General features: G+C 54.8%; 14 protein-coding genes. 13 read left to right on the top strand and 1 reads right to left on the bottom strand.

Annotation, left to right across the window (positions count from 1 at the left end; genetic code table 11):
* The first annotated feature begins 93 nt into the window (after positions 1 to 93).
* The 5 genes from AAC01S_RS02840 (at position 94) to AAC01S_RS02820 (ending at position 5,302) form a co-directional block, all read left to right on the top strand.
* The gene (locus tag AAC01S_RS02840; RefSeq protein WP_245630047.1) at positions 94 to 624 is read left to right on the top strand and encodes a hypothetical protein; all 531 of its coding nucleotides are present in this window, start codon (positions 94 to 96) and stop codon (positions 622 to 624) included.
* On the top strand, positions 621 to 2,162 hold the full coding sequence (locus AAC01S_RS02835) for an ATP-dependent metallopeptidase FtsH/Yme1/Tma family protein (protein WP_067618458.1): 1,542 nt from the start codon (positions 621 to 623) through the stop codon (positions 2,160 to 2,162). Before AAC01S_RS02840 ends, AAC01S_RS02835 begins: the two co-directional genes overlap by 4 nt.
* A 128-nt stretch (positions 2,163 to 2,290) precedes the next feature.
* Entirely contained in the window at positions 2,291 to 3,586 is a 1,296-nt protein-coding gene (asnS, locus tag AAC01S_RS02830; protein ID WP_083511457.1) for an asparagine--tRNA ligase, read from the top strand.
* Positions 3,587 to 3,608: 22 nt separating this feature from the next.
* Positions 3,609 to 4,388 carry a DnaD domain-containing protein gene (locus AAC01S_RS02825; RefSeq protein ID WP_067618455.1) on the top strand — a complete coding sequence of 260 codons (780 nt, stop codon included), beginning with the start codon at positions 3,609 to 3,611 and terminating at the stop codon, positions 4,386 to 4,388.
* A gap of 17 nt (positions 4,389 to 4,405) precedes the next feature.
* Positions 4,406 to 5,302, top strand: a complete 897-nt coding sequence (locus tag AAC01S_RS02820; RefSeq protein WP_067618452.1) for a complex I NDUFA9 subunit family protein — start codon at positions 4,406 to 4,408, stop codon at positions 5,300 to 5,302.
* 1 nt (position 5,303) lies between these two features.
* Here AAC01S_RS02820 and AAC01S_RS02815 read toward each other — a convergent pair whose 3' ends face one another.
* Complete coding sequence (locus AAC01S_RS02815) at positions 5,304 to 6,443, bottom strand: D-alanine--D-alanine ligase (RefSeq protein ID WP_067618449.1); 1,140 nt, start codon at positions 6,441 to 6,443, stop codon at positions 5,304 to 5,306.
* 56 nt (positions 6,444 to 6,499) lie between these two features.
* Between AAC01S_RS02815 and AAC01S_RS02810 the strand changes: the two genes are divergently transcribed.
* The 8 genes from AAC01S_RS02810 (at position 6,500) to AAC01S_RS02775 (ending at position 18,886) form a co-directional block, all read left to right on the top strand.
* Positions 6,500 to 7,864, top strand: a complete 1,365-nt coding sequence (locus AAC01S_RS02810; protein WP_067618446.1) for a UDP-N-acetylmuramoyl-tripeptide--D-alanyl-D-alanine ligase — start codon at positions 6,500 to 6,502, stop codon at positions 7,862 to 7,864.
* Positions 7,865 to 7,963: 99 nt separating this feature from the next.
* Positions 7,964 to 10,252: a bifunctional diguanylate cyclase/phosphodiesterase gene (locus tag AAC01S_RS02805; protein WP_067618443.1), complete on the top strand. Its 2,289-nt coding sequence runs from the start codon at positions 7,964 to 7,966 to the stop codon at positions 10,250 to 10,252.
* A gap of 552 nt (positions 10,253 to 10,804) precedes the next feature.
* Positions 10,805 to 12,895, top strand: coding sequence for a S9 family peptidase (locus AAC01S_RS02800; RefSeq protein ID WP_067618440.1), 2,091 nt, complete (start codon positions 10,805 to 10,807; stop codon positions 12,893 to 12,895).
* Positions 12,896 to 13,235: 340 nt separating this feature from the next.
* Positions 13,236 to 14,882, top strand: a complete 1,647-nt coding sequence (locus tag AAC01S_RS02795; RefSeq protein ID WP_067618437.1) for an FUSC family protein — start codon at positions 13,236 to 13,238, stop codon at positions 14,880 to 14,882.
* 33 nt (positions 14,883 to 14,915) lie between these two features.
* Positions 14,916 to 15,371, top strand: coding sequence for a MarR family winged helix-turn-helix transcriptional regulator (locus AAC01S_RS02790; protein WP_067618434.1), 456 nt, complete (start codon positions 14,916 to 14,918; stop codon positions 15,369 to 15,371).
* Positions 15,372 to 15,540: 169 nt separating this feature from the next.
* Positions 15,541 to 16,479 carry a Tle-like phospholipase domain-containing protein gene (locus tag AAC01S_RS02785; protein WP_067618431.1) on the top strand — a complete coding sequence of 313 codons (939 nt, stop codon included), beginning with the start codon at positions 15,541 to 15,543 and terminating at the stop codon, positions 16,477 to 16,479.
* A 33-nt stretch (positions 16,480 to 16,512) separates the two neighbouring features.
* The gene (locus tag AAC01S_RS02780; protein ID WP_067618427.1) at positions 16,513 to 17,493 is read left to right on the top strand and encodes an alpha/beta hydrolase; all 981 of its coding nucleotides are present in this window, start codon (positions 16,513 to 16,515) and stop codon (positions 17,491 to 17,493) included.
* 130 nt (positions 17,494 to 17,623) lie between these two features.
* A complete protein-coding gene (locus AAC01S_RS02775) occupies positions 17,624 to 18,886 on the top strand; it encodes an NRAMP family divalent metal transporter (protein WP_067618424.1) in 1,263 nt (420 codons plus the stop codon).
* The last annotated feature ends 72 nt before the right edge of the window (positions 18,887 to 18,958 follow it).

Genomic DNA, 18,958 nt, shown 5'->3' with positions numbered 1-18,958 from the left:
GGGAAGAATCTACTGTGAACGTACGTTCGGTTCACATGTTATACTGGGTTCACGACGTAATCTGGAGAAAGGGGCGAGGTTCTGTTGTCCCGCGTGCGATTGGTTCCCATATTTGTAGTCGCCATCTTTGTTCTGTCCATCCTGTTCGGCGGATGGCAAGCGTATCAGCATTTCAATCTGTTAAATCCATTGAAGCGCAACCTGCAACAGGTAGCAGGCGTGCAGACGGTCAATATCTCGACGGGAAGTCCCGACCTCGTTCAAATCCAGCTAGGTCCATTCGACAAATTGAAGAACGGCGACCTGCAGCAGACATATCACGCCATATCGACACAAATCGAGAATCGGCTCGGAACCAACGTCTCGCTTCAAATCTCTGACAATCATGAAGGTCCATTGACGCAAGTGTTCGAGAGCTCGTTTGTGTTTTATATTCAAGAGGGAATTGCGAAGCAAAATTACACCCAAATGGTGTCTCAGGTCGCGGAATTGGCGAAGAAAGATGGAATTGACGCCCGCCTGACGATGGATAGTCAGGATATCTACATTCAACTGGCAAAAGGCAATTCGTATCTGTACCGCGTGATTCCGTATGGCAATCGGCAAGGAGGTGCTTCGACTTGATGATGAAAGAATGGCTTATCGGCGTAGGCGTAGCAATCCTCATTTTCCTTGGCATGCTGCATCTCGTTCAGGTTCTACCTGTTCTCTTTTTAATCGGACTTGGAGTGTTGCTGTGGATGGTCATGGATCGCAAAGGTGCGACAAGTGCTTCGACTCGCGAAACACCCGTGCGCCCGAATATCTCGTTTGAAGAGATCGGCGGACAGGAATCGGCGAAACGGGAGCTTCGCGAAGCACTCGACTTCTTGCGCTACCGGGATCGGATTAAGTCCCTTGGCATTCGGCCCCTGAAAGGGATCCTGCTGACGGGACCGCCGGGAACGGGTAAGACTTTGATGGCAAAGGCGGCTGCAACGTATACCGACTCTGTCTTTTTATCCGCTTCAGGTTCAGAGTTTGTGGAAATGTACGTCGGCGTCGGCGCTCAGCGCGTCCGCGAACTGTTCCGACGCGCTCGCGCCATGGCGAAACGCGAAAATAAGGACAGCGCCATTATCTTTGTCGACGAGATCGATGTGGTTGGTGGACGCCGCGGTCAACACAGCCACCAGGAGTACGATCAGACACTCAATCAGTTGTTGACCGAAATGGACGGCATGAGCACATCGCAAAGCCCGTTTGTGCTCGTCATGGCTGCGACCAACCGCCCGGACATCCTTGATTCGGCGTTGCTGCGGCCAGGGCGTTTCGATCGCCAAATCAAAGTTGATTTGCCGGACAAAGAGGGCAGACTGCACATTTTGAATATCGTGGCAAAGGGAAAACCGCTCGACAGTTCGGTCGATCTCGAACACATCGCCCGCGAAACATACGGTTTTTCCGGCGCTCAATTGGAAGCTTTGGTCAATGAGGCGGCGATTATCGCCTTGCGGCAAGACGCGAAGACGATTACACAAGAAATGTTCCGCGACGCCGTGGACAAAGTTCTGATGGGCGAGAAGACGGGGCGCCGGCCAACGGATGAAGAATTGCGCCGCGTCGCCGTGCACGAGCTTGGACACGCGATTATCAGCGAATTGATGCGTCCTGGAACGGTGTCGCACATCACGATTGCCCCGCGCGGCAACGCGCTCGGATTCGTGCGGCAGATTCCTGAAGCGGATCAATATCTCTACACCAAGAATCAACTGGAAGAGCAGATCAATGTGGCCTTGGCGGGCTGCCTCGCCGAGGAACTTCACTACGGCAATCGCAGCACGGGCGCTCAGAACGACTTCGTTCAGGCATCCTCGCTGGCTCGCACGATGGTGCGTTGCGGCTTGTCCCGTCTTGGAATCGTCGACGAAGAACATCTGCCCGAACAAGTTCTTGAGAAGGAAGTTCGCCACATCCTCGCGACGCAAGAGCAGGCGACACGCGAAGTGTTACAGCCATACAAAGCCGACATTGAGCGCTTTGCCGAATATGTCGTGCAGGAAGAGAGCATCGACGGCGCGGAATTCCGCAAATGGATGGAATCGATGCAAGTTCAGTCGCAATCCCTGGCTTCCGCGTCCGTCGCCCATACCCCAGCGCTCGAAATGAGCCCGTCTGTATGATGATGGTCCGTGGCAGCGATTAGAGATTTCTTGCCGGAACGGCCCGAATACCCTCGAACGATGGTATTTAGGGTCGTCCTTTTTTGTTATAATCGATCCGAAAGAGATCATCCGTGGAGGGAACTCACTTGGCACCTGTGGTGAAAATCGGTTCGTTGCCATCGTACATAGAGCAAACGGTCATGCTGGAAGGCTGGCTGTACAATAAACGCTCCAGCGGAAAGATCCAGTTCCTGCAGCTTCGGGATGGAACTGGCCTTGTTCAATGCGTCGCGGTCAAGTCAGAGGTTGGGGATGAAGTGTTCGCGGAGTGCGCATCCTTGACTCAGGAATCGTCTGTCCGGGTGGAAGGCGTCGTCCGCGCCGACGAGCGTGCGCCAAGCGGCGTGGAACTCGTGGTGCAAAGAGTGGAGCCTGTTCAAATTGCGCAGGAATATCCAATCACACTCAAAGAACACGGCGTCGACTTCTTGATGGATCACCGTCATCTCTGGCTGCGCGTGCCGAAACAGGCCGCACTCATGCGGATTCGCGCCCATATCCAACGCGCGATTACGGAATACCTGGACGGTCAAGGCTTTACTCGGGTCGATCCGCCGATATTGACACCGTCTTCCTGTGAGGACACGACCGAACTGTTTCAGACCACGTACTTCGACGAAGAAGCGTATTTGACACAGAGCGGCCAAATGTACATGGAGGCTGCCGCCATGTCTTTGGGCAAAGTGTATTCTGCCGGCCCCTGCTTCCGCGCCGAAAAATCCAAGACTCGACGCCACCTCATCGAATTCTGGATGGTCGAACCGGAGATGGCGTACGTGGAACACGAAGAAAACCTCCGAGTTCAAGAATCCTTGGTGTCGCATGTGGTCACCCACGTCTTGAACCATTGCGAAGAAGAGCTTCGCACGCTCAATCGCGATATCTCCGCACTGGCGAAAGTGCCGGGAACTTTCCCGAGAATGTCGTATGATGAAGCCATCGCGTGGCTGCAGAAGAAAGGGTTCGACATCAAGTGGGGAGACGATTTTGGCGCGCCGCACGAAACCGAACTTGCGGGTCAGTTTTCGCAACCAGTCTTTATTGAGCGCTATCCCACCGAGTTGAAAGCTTTCTACATGCAACCCGATCCGAATCGTCCGGAAGTCGTGCTTTGCGCCGACATGCTGGCCCCGGAGGGGTACGGTGAAATCATCGGCGGCAGCCAGCGCATTCACGACTACGACCTGATGAAACAGCGCTTTGCACAACACAAGCTGCCGGAAGACACGTACGATTGGTATTTGGATTTGCGCCGCTTCGGATCCGTTCCACATTCGGGGTTTGGCCTGGGGCTCGAGAGAACCGTCGCATGGATCGCAGGCATCGAACACATTCGGGAAGCCATCGGTTTTCCTCGTACGCTGTATCGCTTGTATCCTTGAAATCACGAAGGGGAAGTGCAACATGAAACCGTCTGGTCGTCATCTTGGCAATGGAGATTTCTTGAGCACCCCCTTCATGAGCATTCCTTACACATTGATGCAGTCATATGCCAATCTGGGCTTACATGCGCATGAAATGCTACTCATCCTGCAAATCATCGGAAGCGGGCAAATCCGTGGCACGACGGAACTGTCGCCGCACGAACTGGGTGACCTTTGCGGCATGTCGAGTAAAGAAGTGATGGTCTGTGTGGAGAGGCTCGTTCGAGAAGGCTTCCTCGCCATCGGTGAACGGTTCGACGACACGGGGGCCCATGTCACGTACTTTGATATCCAGCCGTTGTGGGATAAACTTCGCGGCAAATCCTCGACAAAGGACACGAGATCGTTCCGCAAAGATCCTGTCACGATGTTCGAAGAGGAGTTCGGCCGACCGCTGTCCGCCATGGAATGCGAGCAGCTTCGCACGTGGCTGGCTGAGGACGGCTATCCTGAGTGGTTGGTGGCAGAGGCCTTGAAGGAATCCGTCCTTGCAAATAAGTACAGTTTCCGATATATCGATCGCGTCTTGTTGGACTGGGGTCGCCATCGCATTCAATCTCAGCAAGATCTGGAAGAGTACCGGAGGCAATATCGCGATCGCGCCGCACGCGAAGTCTCATCCAGTCGGAATTCGTCTGCGGCCGTGTCGAATCGGGCTCCGCGGGGGAAGAACGACAAGTCTCTGAACACGCAAGGTGGCAAGGGTCAGGCTCGAGACGAGCGATATGCCAACTTTTATCAACTATTTCCTGAAGGCTGAGAAGGCGAGCGAACGGCATGGACATATTCGTAACGGGCGGAACGGGCTTTGTCGGTGTGCCTGTGGTCCGCCGGCTGATCACGGACGGTCATCATGTCCGAGTACTCACGAGACGGCCAGATGTGGGGCATCTATTTCCTTCGAATGTTCAATTGGTGGAAGGGAATCTCTTTGATCTGCCATCGCTGCGATTAGGGTTGCACGGAGCCGACGCGGTGGTTCACTTGGTCGGCATCATCCGTGAACAGCCCAGGAGAATGATCACGATGCAGCGAATTCACGTGGAGGGGACCTCCGTGTTATTGGAGGCCGCGGCCAAAGCCAACGTCAAACGGTTTATTCACATGAGCGCGCTCGGTGCGCGGCCGGATGCGGTGAGCGCGTATCATCGAAGCAAATGGGACGCGGAAAAGCGCGTTCGGCAAAGCGGACTGGAATTCACCATCTTCCGGCCGTCGGTCGTGTTCGGCAAAGGCGGGCCGAAGCCGAGTTTCCTCAGTGAGCTCGCCCAAACCATCCAGCGAATGCCCGTCGTTCCCGTCGTGGGGGACGGCGAGTTTCCGTTGCAGCCAGTGCACACGACCGTGGTGGCGGACGTGTTCGCGAAGTCGCTGACCTTCGTCGAAGTCGTCGGGGAAACGTTCGACGTCTGTGGTCCGAACGTCGTCACGTACAAACAAATCGTCGAGCAGCTGATGTCGGCATTGGAGGTTCGCAAGCGGATGGTGCACGTGCCGATGTTCGTTTTGGAAAACGCCCTTCGGTTGCTCGACTGGACAGGGCTTCTGCCGTTGACCATGGATCAGTTGATCATGTTGCGGGAAGGCAACGTCTCCGCCAACGCGGCGCGAGCGTACGAACGTTTCGCGCCGCCCTCCATCCCATTTTCGATACAGCCATCCGACTTGGAATAGTTCAGTCCTCTTCCAACTCAAAGGTTCGAACCGTCCGCTCCCGCTCCTCCTGTCGTTCCAGAGCAAGTTGAATCAAATGATCCAACAACGCACTGTACGACATGCCGCTCGCTTCCCACAGCTTCGGATACATGCTGTAACGGGTAAAGCCGGGCATGGTATTGATCTCGTTGACAAGCACTTTCCCCGTCGACTTTTCAATGAAGAAGTCCACGCGGGCCAATCCTGCACAATCGATGGCCTGGAACGCCTGCACGGCGTAATGTTCGATCTCGGCCCGCTGTCCGTCCGTCACTTCCGCCGGAATGATCAACTTCGACGTTCCGCCCACGTACTTGGCGCTGTAGTCGTAAAACTCGTTCGACGGTATGATTTCGCCCGCGACAGACACTTGCGGAACATCGTTGCCGAGGACTGCCACCTCAATCTCGCGCACGTCCAAGCCTTGTTCGACAATGATCTTTCGGTCGTACCGCGCCGCCAAGGTCAGCCCCTTGTCGAGATCGGCACGCGATTTCGCCTTGGAAATTCCCACGCTCGATCCAAGGTTTGCCGGTTTGACGAAGACCGGATACGTCAAATTGCCCTCGATTTTTTCGATCACGCTGTCGCGATGCTGCTCCAATTCCTTTCGCGTGCACGCGACATAATTGACTTGCGGAATCCCGACCGCGCCGAACACCTGCTTCATCACGATCTTGTCGAGGCCAACTGCCGACGCCAGCACGCCCGCTCCGACGTAGGCGACGTTGAGCAGCTCGAGCAATCCTTGGATGGCGCCGTCTTCGCCGAATGTGCCATGCATGACAGGAATCACGACGTCGATTTCGCCTGCCAGCGACGGCGGCAGCACGTCCTGGGACTTGGTTGATTGAATGGGCGTCAAGCCGCCAACCGATTTGTTGATATAACTAGCCTTGCCGCTTGGCAGCGCGGACGTCGTCACATGTCCTTCTTCCAAGGCTTTCATCGCATGTTTGCCGACATGCCATACGCCGTCTTTCGAAATTCCAATGGGCACAATGCTATAATGATGTGGGTTCAGTGCTTCCATGACAGACTTTGCCGATTGCAGGGACACTTCGTGTTCCCCGGATCGCCCACCGAAAATCACACCAACTCGAATCCGCTTGTTTTGCACCGAACGCAACTCCTTTAAACAAATCATGTGAGATAGAGAAAGGAACGGGAAAGCCAATGACGCCCATCACCGTTCAAGAACTGAGCAGCCGGATTCCGCATCTGTACGTCTCCGGCGACCAAACGCGCGAAGTGACTGGCATCTGCATCGATCACCGGATCATTCAGCCAGGAGATGCCTTCGTGGCGTTTATCGGCCAGCGAGTCGATGGCAACGCGTTTGTGGACGAAGCCTTCGAACGCGGAGCAAGTGTAGCGATTGTCAGCCGGGACGTCAAGACGACCCGCGGACCGCTGATTCGCGTCGAAGATCCGCTACGCTCCATTCAACTGCTAGCTATCGCCGAACGTCAAGCGTTTGCCGGCCCCGTTGTGGGCATCACCGGCAGCAACGGCAAGACGACAACCAAACAAATGGTCGCTGCGGTTCTCGCCAAAAGCGGCGACTGTCTGTACACAGAAGGAAACCGCAACACCGAATTGGGCTTACCACTCACTATACTACAGCGTTTGCCTCAACATCGTTCCATCGTCCTGGAGATGGGGATGCGCGGGTTTGGACAAATTCAGGCCTTGTGCGAGATCGCGACGCCAACCATCGGCGTGATCACGAACATCGGCCAAAGCCATATCGAATTGCTCGGCAGTCAAGCGGGTATCGCGCAGGCGAAAGGCGAACTGTTGGAGTCGCTGCCAAGTGACGGCCACGCCATCTTGAACGGAGACGACCCTTGGCTGCGCCGGATCGCCTCAAAGTCAGCCGCGCCCATCACGTGGTACGGGCTTGGTGAAGGATCGGACGTTCGGGCGACGGACGTTGAATGGACCAGTCAAGGCATGACATTCGTCGTGCACGCGGAGGGAGAAGCGGCTGCGGCCTTCATCCCGACCTTTGGCACGCACAACGTCGTCAACGCGTTGGCGGCGATTGCCGTCGGTATTCGAGCCGGATTGCAGCTTGCGCAATCGGTCGAAGCGCTGCGAGAGCTCACCGCGACGGCTGGCCGCCTGAACATCATCGAGAACGGTTCAATACGCATTATCGACGATTGCTACAATGCGAGTCCGGCATCGACGAAAGCGAGTTTGGACGTGCTAGCGCACCTCGCTTCCTCGAATCGGATCGCGATTCTTGGCGATATGTTTGAACTCGGCTCCGAGTCGGAAGCGGGGCACCGAGAAGTTGGAGCATTTGTGGCGAAGCTCGGGATCGAAGGTCTCATCGCCGTTGGCGAGATGTCGCAGTGGATCGCGGACGCGGCGCGGTCGGCTGGCATGTCCGCGGTTCGGCACATCGCCACGGTGGAAGCAGCCATCGACGAAGCCGCAAACTTGGTGCCAGTTGGAGCCACGGTGCTTGTGAAAGCGTCGAGAGGAATGCAGCTTGAGCGGATCGTCGAACGCCTGCGCCAAATCCATTGACGAATTCTCCCGATTCTCATCAAATCTTATCAAAACGTTGACAGGATTTTTACACATATTCGCTACAATCCTCACGTTGGAACAGAGGAGGCGAGTGGCATGGAAGGTCGCAGATTCCTACACCATCGCATATATCCCGTATTGGATTCACTACGAATGCACTTGACGCGAGATTATGGGAACTCTGAGAGCCGCATCAAGGATCCGTTGGGACTCATTCACTTCGACATTCCGTCACTCGCCAAGATCCAAACCCAATTTGGCAAATCATCTGTACAGCACATCATGCAACTCATCGAGTCTCGTCTGGCCACGCTCCGTTCTCTGGCAGGATGCGCGATCATCAGTCACGAGACCATTTCCAATTCGACGTTCATCCTCGTGAAATTCCCGCTTGGCCATGGACGCCTGTCGACATTGCTGTACGACGCAACCACCAGTCTTTCGTCGACTTTGTCCGGCGATTTCGAACGAGCGGTGCCGCAGCTTTCCAATCTCATCGAACTGCGGTTCGGCACAGGGGTTATCCGCCCGGAAACGGATCGTCCATTTCGCGACATCTACTACGACGCGCTGGTCGACGCAATTGTGCAATCCAATCAGCATAACGACCCCATTCGTCGCGGTCGGCAAGCTGAACTGCGCGACATCATCCAAAACCAGCGCATCGAGAGCGTGTATCAACCGATTGTATCGCTGTGGACGGGAGAGGCATATGGATATGAAGCCTTGTCGCGCGGTCCCATCGGAAGCGTGTTTGCGACGCCGCTGCGGCTGTTCGATTTCGCGGAACAGGTCGGTCAACTGCACGCGCTTGAGGAAGTCGCGCTGGAGAAAGCCATGACCTATTTTCAGCCGGAGGTTCCGAACCTCAAATTGTTCCTCAATATCAACGCTTCGATGTTCACCGAGGAAGATTTTGTCCTGGATCGGCTCCGGTTCGTGCTCGAAGGTCGGGGACTCGAGCCGCACAACATCGTTCTCGAGATTTCCGAGCGCAGATCCATCGAAGATTTTGATCAGTTCAACCAGATCCTGAATCAATATCGAAACGCGGGATACTTGATTGCCATCGACGACGCCGGGGCAGGGTACTCGAGTTTGCAAAGCATCGTGTCGATCAAGCCGGATTTTATCAAGATCGATCGCAGCCTGATCCAAAATATCCACGAGGACAAGTTGCGGCAGAAGCTGGTCGAAGCCTTGTGCCAGGCCGCGATGGCATGCGAATGCAAGGTCATTGCGGAGGGCATTGAAACGTCCGAGGAGTTGACGCAGGTGCTGCACCTTGGTGTTCCTTACGCACAAGGATACTTGTTGGGGCGCCCAGCGCAAAATTTGCAGCCTGTCTCCGGATTGCTGCGGGAAGCGTTGCGCGTCTCGACCAGTAATGCGCGGCCGCAGAGCACCTTCACGACAGTGGGCGACATCGCCAAGCCCGTGACCACCTTCACAGCCGATGTCGAAGCACGCGAAATTGTCACATACTTCCATCAGAATGAACACGTCACAGGCATCGTCATCACCGAAAACAATCGCCCGATTGGACTCGTCATGCGGGAAAAACTGTTCAGACGACTCGCGACCAAATACGGCGTGTCCTTGTTTTGGAATCGTCCAATCAGCCAGGTCATGGACAGGCATCCGCTGATCCTGGACAAGTCCGTCTCGTTGGAAAACTCATCCGTCCTTTCCATGGGGCGCAGCGCTGAACAACTCTACGATCTCATCATCGTAACAAACGAGGGACGATTGCACGGTGGTCTGACGGTCCAAATGATTCTCAATTCTTTGACAAATTTACAAATGGAACTCGCGAGAGACGCAAATCCACTCACAGGATTGCCCGGGAACCGCCGTATCACCATCGAATTGTCCAAGCGTCTGTCCGAAGCAAAGGCCTTTTCCGTCATCTATGCCGATCTCGATCACTTCAAATGGTTCAACGACGCGTTTGGCTTCCAAAAAGGCGATCACGCGATTCGCGCATTGTCGGAAGCACTTCGCAAGAGTGTCGCCATGCTGCCGGAGGCCGACAGATTTATTGGTCATATCGGAGGTGACGATTTTATCGTGATCACGACGTCTGAGAACGCATATGATCTGGCAAAGACCATTCGGTCAACATTCCACACCGAATTCGAAAACGCGTTTCCCATGCCGGAGAACGGATCGTGGACTGTCCGCGACAGGGAAGGCAACGTCATGGAAGTCGATGGTTTGACGATTTCGCTCTCTGTCCTGCGCTGCGATCCGCCGTTTTCGGAGATCTCACAGGAATCCATCGCGGCCTGCGCCGGCGTTCTCAAGCGCGAAGCGAAACGGGAGAGCCAAAGTTCCATCGTGTTTGGCGTCTACGCCGACATGGTCAGCTCTCAGAGCGTGTAAACAGCGCATGAAGTCTGTGTCATCAATTCTTTACAAATATTCAGTACATCTTCTTCGATATTTTCGGTAAACTAGAGATATATACAACATATGTCGCGCCATCACGATGTTCCTATCTTTAACCACACTCGCTGCGGCGATGGAGGGGGAATGCTAGGTGGTCACATGCCCTATCTGCAAGGAGTTGTTACAGGAACTTACCTCAGTGCATTGCGTCGAACGACACGGAATGTCCAAGAACAGTGTCATCGCGCAATACGGAAAGCCGAAACGGCTCTTTCTCACCTTTGCTGCCGAAAGCACCGTAACTACCCCCACGATTAGTCCACGTGATTATCTTGACTCCCAACTTCTCACGGATCGGTTAAATTCAAAAACGAGAAAATTTCATGTATAGGATTCTCGCGGGTTCATCTCGAAATATGTATTCAAACGGCCGATTCACGTGGTTGTTTTGCCATCTCAGACGAGCGGAAGGGAGTACGAAGAGCGAGTCCGAACAGCGTCACAGGATCCCGTGACACATTTCGAACGACCTCGAAGAGAGCCTATATGAAACGACCTATTGATGTAGAAGATTTCGCGCTATTTCAACTTGTCGGCAGACTTGCCCCATCTCCAAGCGGCAACACGCTGTTGTTCGAGTTGCAGACGTGTTCTGCCGCCGAAGATACCTATCGCACCGAGTTGTACAAGATGAACCTCGACAGTGCACAGGTCATACCGTTTGCAACCAACGGTGATCGCAATCATCAAGCGTGTTGGTCTCCCGACGGACGCCGCGTCGCATTTGTGCGAAAAGATCAACTTGGCAGTCAAATATGGGTGATGCCGAGCGACGGCGGTGAAGCGCAGCGCCTGACCACGCTGGTGGGCGGCGCGTCGGCTCCTGCCTGGTCGGCGGACGGCACGAAGCTGTTTGCCTTGGCGCAAGTCTCAGAAGACAAACAACTCGAATTCATCGACACGAAGGCGACGTTCGAGAACCAAAAGGCCGAGCTGTCGAAGCGGGCTGAGGCGTGGAAGAAGAACAGCAAGCGTTATCGCCGGCTGTATTACAAGCGGGACGGGGAAGGTCTATCCAACCACGAACGCGCGCAACTCGTCGAAATCGACCTAGCGACCAAAGCGGTTCGACAACTGACCGCTGAACCGGACGATATCCATTCGTACTCGATAGCCGCCGATGGCAAGACCCTGTACTTTTTACGCGGCCGAGACGACGATCTCGCGCAACAATATACGGATCTGTACCGATTGAATTTGGAGACGCTCGACATCTCCTTGGTCAACGACAGTCTGCTGTTTCAACAAATCGAATGTTCGCCTGTCGACGGATCGATTGCGGCCATCGCCACGGATGAAGCCGCCTATGAGACCTATGGATTTGCGGCACACGCCAACCTGTACCTGCTCGATGCAGAAGGACGTATCGAACGGCACTTGTCCAAAGACTTTCCGGACGACCTGTCCGATCACACCTTAACCGACCTAGGTCCAAGTGTACCGTCTGCGCAACTCATTTGGTCGAACGATGGACACGCCATCTACGTGTTGTCGGAGCGGGAAGCAAAGGTCGACGTGGTTCGCTTCACCCTTGATTCGTCCAGTCATGGGGAAGTCGTGTTCACAGGCCCGTTCTCCGCGTACCAGTTTGCGGTGGTCGGTCATCACGTCGTCGCCGCGTGTTCCACGTTCACCGATCCGAGCAGGCTGTACACCGCAAAGATACCGGAGCAGGGTTTTGTGCGGCGGGATCGACGGCCGACTGAGCCGATGGAGACGTCCCCAATCCAATCCGACGCCCGCGTGCTGTACGCACCGAATCAAGATCTGCTCGCCAATCTCGAATTGTCGCGGCCTGAATCTTTCTGGTTTCAATCCGAGGACGACTGGTGGGTCCAGGGCTGGGTCATGAAGCCAATCGGGTACTCGGAAGGCAAGACCTATCCTGTCATCCTCGAAATCCACGGTGGGCCTCACACGCACTATGGAACGCATATGTTCCATGAGATGCAGTGGTTCGCGGCGCAGGGCTATGCCGTGGTATACGTCAATCCGCGAGGCAGCACAAGCTATGGACAGGAGTTTGTGAACGCGGTGCGTCAGCACTATGGAGAAAAAGACGCGCAAGACATTCTGAACGGGCTGCAAGCCGCGCTGGATCGATACGCGTTTCTCGACGGTACACGCGTCGCCGTGACGGGGGGAAGCTACGGCGGATTCATGACGAACTGGCTCGTCGGACACACCAAACGGTTTTTCGCCGCCGTATCCCAACGCTCCATCTCAAACTGGATATCGTTCTTCGGCTGCAGCGATATTGGTCCGCATTTCGTCAACATGGAAGTGTCGCGGGACGGGATTCAAGATTTGGAGCGTTTGTGGAAATCCTCGCCGCTGGCCTATGCAGATGACGTCGAAACGCCGATTTTGCTCATTCATTCCGAGCAAGACCTGCGGTGTCCTATCGAACAGGCCGAGCAATTCTACACTTGGCTGAAATACAAAGGCAAAGAGGCCGAGTTTGTCCGGGTTCCAGATGCCAGCCACGGCCTGTCGCGAAGCGGCAAACCGTCGTTGCGCATCCAACGTTTGCAGGCCATTTTCGGCTACATTCACGACCATTTACCGAACGTGTGATCGACGGAGAGTCCGAACAGGGGCACCCGAAGCGCAGATGGGTGTCCCGATTTCTCCGGTATCCTCCTCTTCGTCTTGTCGTCTCGCGTATCGAACCTCTCATGGACCCACCCGAACCGTCTCGACACCCTCGCGAACACATGCTTCCAGATGAATCTCCGCACACTGATCACACGGCTGAATCGGCTGATTATCATACGTTGAGAATTGTCCATGCATCGAGACCGCGTCTGAAACCGCAATGTACTCAAAAGGCCTCCGAGCCATTTATGTGATATGCTTATAGTATGCTATGCAACTATATGTGCGAATGATATCGTTCGTGTGGAGAGGTCCTGCCATGGAGAGAGAGTCTGAGCAAAAGAGACGTGAATCGGTCATTCCGCCGCACCCAGATCCGATTGGGATCCGCCATATGTTGAGGATCAACCGAGTTCCATATCCCTTTAGGCGCGCGCTCGGAGCTGGGTTCAGCCTGTTTGTGCCCATGTTCGTATGCAGCGTGATCGGACATCCCCTGTGGGGGCTGCTTTGTACAATCGGCGGTTTCACGAGCATTTACGTGACGAATTTGCCGATCCCGCAGTTGGGTCTGCGGTTGCTGTACGTCATGGTGGGGTTGGCTGTCTCCCTAGGGCTTGGTACGGTTTCCGCTGTTTCGCCGTGGTTGATGGCCGTCGTCTTCGCGTTCGTCGGTTCAGCGGCGATGTTTCTATGCAGTACGTTCAAAGTTCCGCCGCCTGGTCCCTTTTTCTTCATCATGGCTTGCGCAATTGGTACGGGCATGCCGGTCGATCCCGGTTCCGTCGGCACCCGAGTCGCCTTTGCGCTCGTCGGCGGCAGCGTGGCCTGGATCATCACCATGGCGATCACAGTGGTCCTGACCAGACGATACCGCCGCCAATCGGCCAATCAGCAGGCGAGATCGAACCCGCTCGGGTCAACCGTACTCGGGCCAACGGCGCCAACCGCGATCCGCCGCCTGTCCGTCGAAACTCGACTGCGGACAGCCCTTCGCAGGGATTCCATCATCCTGCCGCTCACGCTTCGGATTGGAATCGGCATCTTTGCGTCGACCATCATCGCGTACCTGCTTGGCAATCATCGACCCTATTGGGTGCCCATTGGCTGCGCGTCGGTCCTGATTGGTACAACCGTGATGGCGACCATCCACCGCGCGATACAACGCGCACTCGGGACGGCCATTGGGGTCCTCATCGCCGGAGCCATTTTCTATGTCCATCCGTCAGATATCGCGATCGCGTTCATTATTTTTGCCTTGCAAACTGTCGTCGAGCTTCTGATTCCCCGGAATTACGGACTGGCGGCTATTTTTATCACTCCGCTGGCATTGATGATCGCGGAAACGGCCAATACTGGGATGACAGCCCAAGCTTTGGTGAGCGCTCGATTCATCGATACGCTGCTGGGGTGTACAATTGGCTTGGCAGCCAGTTTGTTGCTGTGGCGGCGCGCAGCTTCTGCAAGGCTTCGCTCCGTCATCGCGCGATGCCTCCGGACCATCGGACGGTTGCGCGCAGGGTTGACAAACACAGACGCGTCTGCGGAGGAAATCGAGGAGCTCATGTACCAAGTGGACCTGGCGATTTCACACATGGATACCATTTATCACAGCGCCCTGCAGGAATATCCTCGACGAAGCCGCGATACGAATGCGCTGTGGGGAGTGATTCGGGCGGTTCATCAAGTCGCCAAGACCATCATGGATGAACATGTTCGGGCGTCGCTTCTGCACAACCATACGGAGCTACACGCCTTCGACCTTTCCTGGTTTGAGTCGCTGGCGCGTGCGGTCGATATCCACCTTTCCGTCGATACCGACAACAAGGTGAACGAGGCGTTGCACCCGAATGCACTCGATCACGGCTCTCCGTTTGTCGAGGCATGTCTTGAACTTCAACAGGAGATTGAGGCGGCAGCTGTTATCACGAGAGACAAGGGCTCACTGACGCACAAGCTGGTATAGTTTTGATTGACAATCTGTTCAAGGAGACGACGAATGGTGGATTACAACCCGCTGAACGACTCCATCGGATTTTTACTTGGCGCGACGTATCGCAAAGTCAACCAGTTGACGACATTGCGCTTTCGCGAGTACGACGTCACGCCTGAACAATGGATTGTCATGTACTGCCTTCGGAGAAACGAACGTACCACGCAAACGGAGCTGTCACGGACAGCTCAGAAGGATAAAACGACCATCACACGCATCATCGACATTCTGGACCGCAAGGGTATGGTGGTGCGAACGTCGAGTTCCGAAGACAGGCGTGCGCACTACATCCACCTGACAGAAAAAGGGCGATCGACGGTCGACGCCTTGTGTCACCTTGAACGAAGCGTCATGAGCGAGATTGCCGCGGGACTCGAAGGCGAGTTGATGGGCGTATTGCATCAAATTCGACATCGGGTAGAACAGATACTCGAATTGGAACAGACAGACGGGCAGTCATAGTGAATGAACTCGCCAAGTATACATAACATTTATTATGTCATCTCATATGGAATTTTCCTTCAAATGTTTGTGGGTGTGTATGCTATACTGATGCAAAGTCCTGTTCGGAATGGACTGACGCTGTCCGTGGCTACGCATATTGCTCGTAAAGGAGTTTACCGAAGCAGACATGAGATCACCAGCTTACTGGAAACGCCTGCTGGCTTTCTGCGTTGCATCCGTTATGCTGATTGCTCCATTTCGATTTTTAACCGTCAATGCCGTTGTTCGCGTGAACACGCCTTCGGCAAAGGTGCCTGCAACTGCGACGATGACGACGAACGGTATATACGACGGCGTTTTGATGAAATTGACCGATCTATCTTACGTGGATCTGCAGGACTATGTTGGAAAATCCATGCGTGATCTCGAAGTTTTATCCGCCCATCAACAGGGCCCGAAATCGATCTCTGACGAAGTCACACACGTCGACAAGTTGGACTGGCACGTGCCGTATCAGGAGGCGAACCAGTTTTTCTTTTCCGATTTGAATACATGGAAGATCATCGCGGTCGACAATCTGGAGAATCAGGATGGCTTTTACGCGGTGGCGTACCAGCAGGGGAATACGGTCGTGATCGCGTTCCGTGGAACGGTGAATGTCCAGGATTTGGTCGCCGACGCGGAAATTTACCTCAGTGTGCCAAACATGGTCGAACAGTTGACGCCGGCCGAGCAATTCGTGAACAAGGTCGAGGCGCAGCTTCATGGCCAACCTACACACGTGATTTTGACAGGACATTCGATGGGCGGCTGGCTCGCGCAAAAGATTTATACGTTGGACAGCGGCAAATGGGCGAATTGGAACATTACGGGATCGACCGTTTTCAATTCAATCGGAACGGGATTCCATCCGTCCATATCGCAAGCCAGCAGTGTCAAGGACTATCATTTTCAAGGCGACGTCTTCAGCGATTACGGCTCCTCGTTGGGTACCGAGATTGTCATACCCAACGATACGCCTGGGGAATCCGTGTATGATCGTCACCAGATGTACGACTTCTACAAATATTTTTATCCGAGCGTGCCACAGGCTGCCGGCTTGGCGCGCGAGGGCATGCAGGGCTGACGACTGGCGGGCCGACTGTGGAGGTTCAGAAACGTGTCCATTGAACCGAATTGGAAACTCCATTTGAATGATGGGACCCGTCTGTTCGGCCGAGCGTTTTTTCCGCATTCGGACGCCGTCAAAGGCATTGTCTTGATCTTGCACGGAATGGGTGAGCACAGTGCTCGCTACAGCGATTTTGCGGCCTATTTGAATCAACACGACTTTCTCGTCTGCGCCTATGACCAACGGGGGCATGGCCTGACCGGTGAGACGGCCGGGACGCTCGGGTATCTTGGAGTGAACGGATTTACCCGATTGACGCAGGACGTCGGTGCGGTCGTTTCGTGGCTGAAAACTGTCCATCCCGATGTCCCTGTCTACTTGTTCGGCCACAGCATGGGATCGTTTGTGGCCCAGGGTTATCTGGTACGCGGCGCGGAAGGGATCGACGGTTGCATCTTGTGCGGATGCAACGGTCCAGAGGGATATCGCTTATACGCCGGCATTGCCATCGCCCGGCGATATGCCCGAAGACACGGACCTGCCGCAATGAGCAAGTTGCTCACTTGGTTGACGTTCGGTATGTACAATAGACGCTTCCGCCCGATTCGCACGCCGTACGATTGGCTTTCCCGCGATCCCGACGTCGTCGACGCCTTTTTGTCGGATAAGCGTTGTGGTTTCCCACTTTCGGCAGCTTCGATGGGGGACATGTTTCAAGCCCTGCTCGATATGTACAAACCGTCGAATCTTCAAAAAATCCCGCGAACGCTGCCGATTTTCCTCATTGCCGGGGAATTGGACCCCGTCGGCCACCAAGGGCGCGGCGTCATGAAACTTGCCGACATCTATCGCCGAATCGGCATCCAGGACGTACAAATGCGGTTGTATCCTGGCGCACGCCACGAGCTGTTGCACGAGTTGAACCGCATGGAAGTGTTCGCGCACATCCATGAATGGCTCGCGCGTCAAGTCTCATCCTCTCGATCCGGCAATCCGATCACGGTGCCAACACGTATGTCCAATTTGTGAAAATCCTCGATAGCAGCCATATGCACCCCCCTGCGAACAAAGTAGACTATTGTAATCAACATTCCCGTTAGTTTAGACTAACCAAGGTAAGTTGGGAAGCCTAATCCATCATCTACGTGAGGTCTTGTCCATGAAAGATACTGAGTCAATCGCGATGGGCATTCAGGCACCCCGCCATAAACTCCGTCGCATGATGCTCGGTTTGGCCATGTTCGGCCCTGGAATCATCGTCATGCTTGCCAACACAGACGCTGGCTGTATCGTCACCGCCGCCCAATCCGGAGCCGAATGGGGGTATTCGATGGTGCTCCCGCAGATTGTCCTCATCCCCATTGTCTATCTCGTTCAAGAGATAACGGTGCGCCTTGGCATTGCGACAGGGAAGGGGCACGGTGAACTGATACGCGAGCACTTCGGCGGCAAATGGGCCATGTTCTCTGTGAGCACTTTGTTTTTGTCGGCCGTTGGGGCGCTCGTCACCGAATTCGCGGGAATTGCAGGCGTAGGCGAGTTATTCGGCATATCGCCGCGCTATACAGTCACCATGGCCACATTTCTGCTGATCGGCCTCGGGGTGACGGGAAGCTATAAGCGTGTGGAACGCGTCGGGATCGCCATGGGGCTGTTCGAGTTGCTGCTGGTTCCCGCAGCCATCATGGCCCATCCAACTGGGCAGGCCTTGTGGAACGGTTTGCGTACAGTTCCGCTCGGATCGTCGAGTTACGTATTTCTCCTGGCAGCCAACGTCGGCGCCGTCATCATGCCATGGATGATTTTCTATCAACAGTCGGCTGTCGTGGATCGCAATTTGACCCGCAAACACCTTCGCATCGCACGGTGGGACACCGTATGCGGTTCCATTTTGACGCAGGTGATTATGATCGCGGTTGTCGTGATGATTGCGGCGACGATCGGACGCACGAACCCGTCCCAGCCTTTGCAGACCGTCGCCCAAATATCGCAAGGATTGATGCCGTTTCTCGGTGTTGGTGGGGCCAAAGTGATCTTCGGACTGGGGATGCTTGGCGCATCGTTTGTCGCCGCGTTGGTCGTGTCGCTTGCCGGCGCTTGGGGAATTGGGGAAGTGGCTGGGATCAAGCACAGTCTGAACGCAAAGTGGCGGGACGCGAAGGGGTTTTACACGATTTATACATGCGCCCACGTCGGCGGCGCCATTTTGGTCTTCAGCGGTATCAACCTCGTCAATTTGGCGGTCGATACGGAAGTCATGAACGCCTTGCTGCTGCCGTTTGTCTTGGGATTTCTGCTGCTGCTCGAGGCGAAGGTTCTGCCTCCCGAATGGCGGATGAAAGGCTTGTACAAATACGTGGTATGGAGCATTTCAGTCATCATCATGGCGTTCGGTGCCTATATGGGATTTCAAGTGCTGTGAGGAAGAGAGCTTCTTTCCATCTGTTATTAAAACAAGAGAGGGACAACCCTCTCTTGTTTGACATTCACTGAA

Origin of the sequence: Alicyclobacillus acidiphilus NBRC 100859 (assembly GCF_001544355.1) — a bacterium.
In the GTDB taxonomy this organism is placed as follows: domain Bacteria; phylum Bacillota; class Bacilli; order Alicyclobacillales; family Alicyclobacillaceae; genus Alicyclobacillus; species Alicyclobacillus acidiphilus.
Note: the sequence above shows the minus strand (reverse complement) of the source record. Positions and strands in the feature narration are given on the sequence as shown.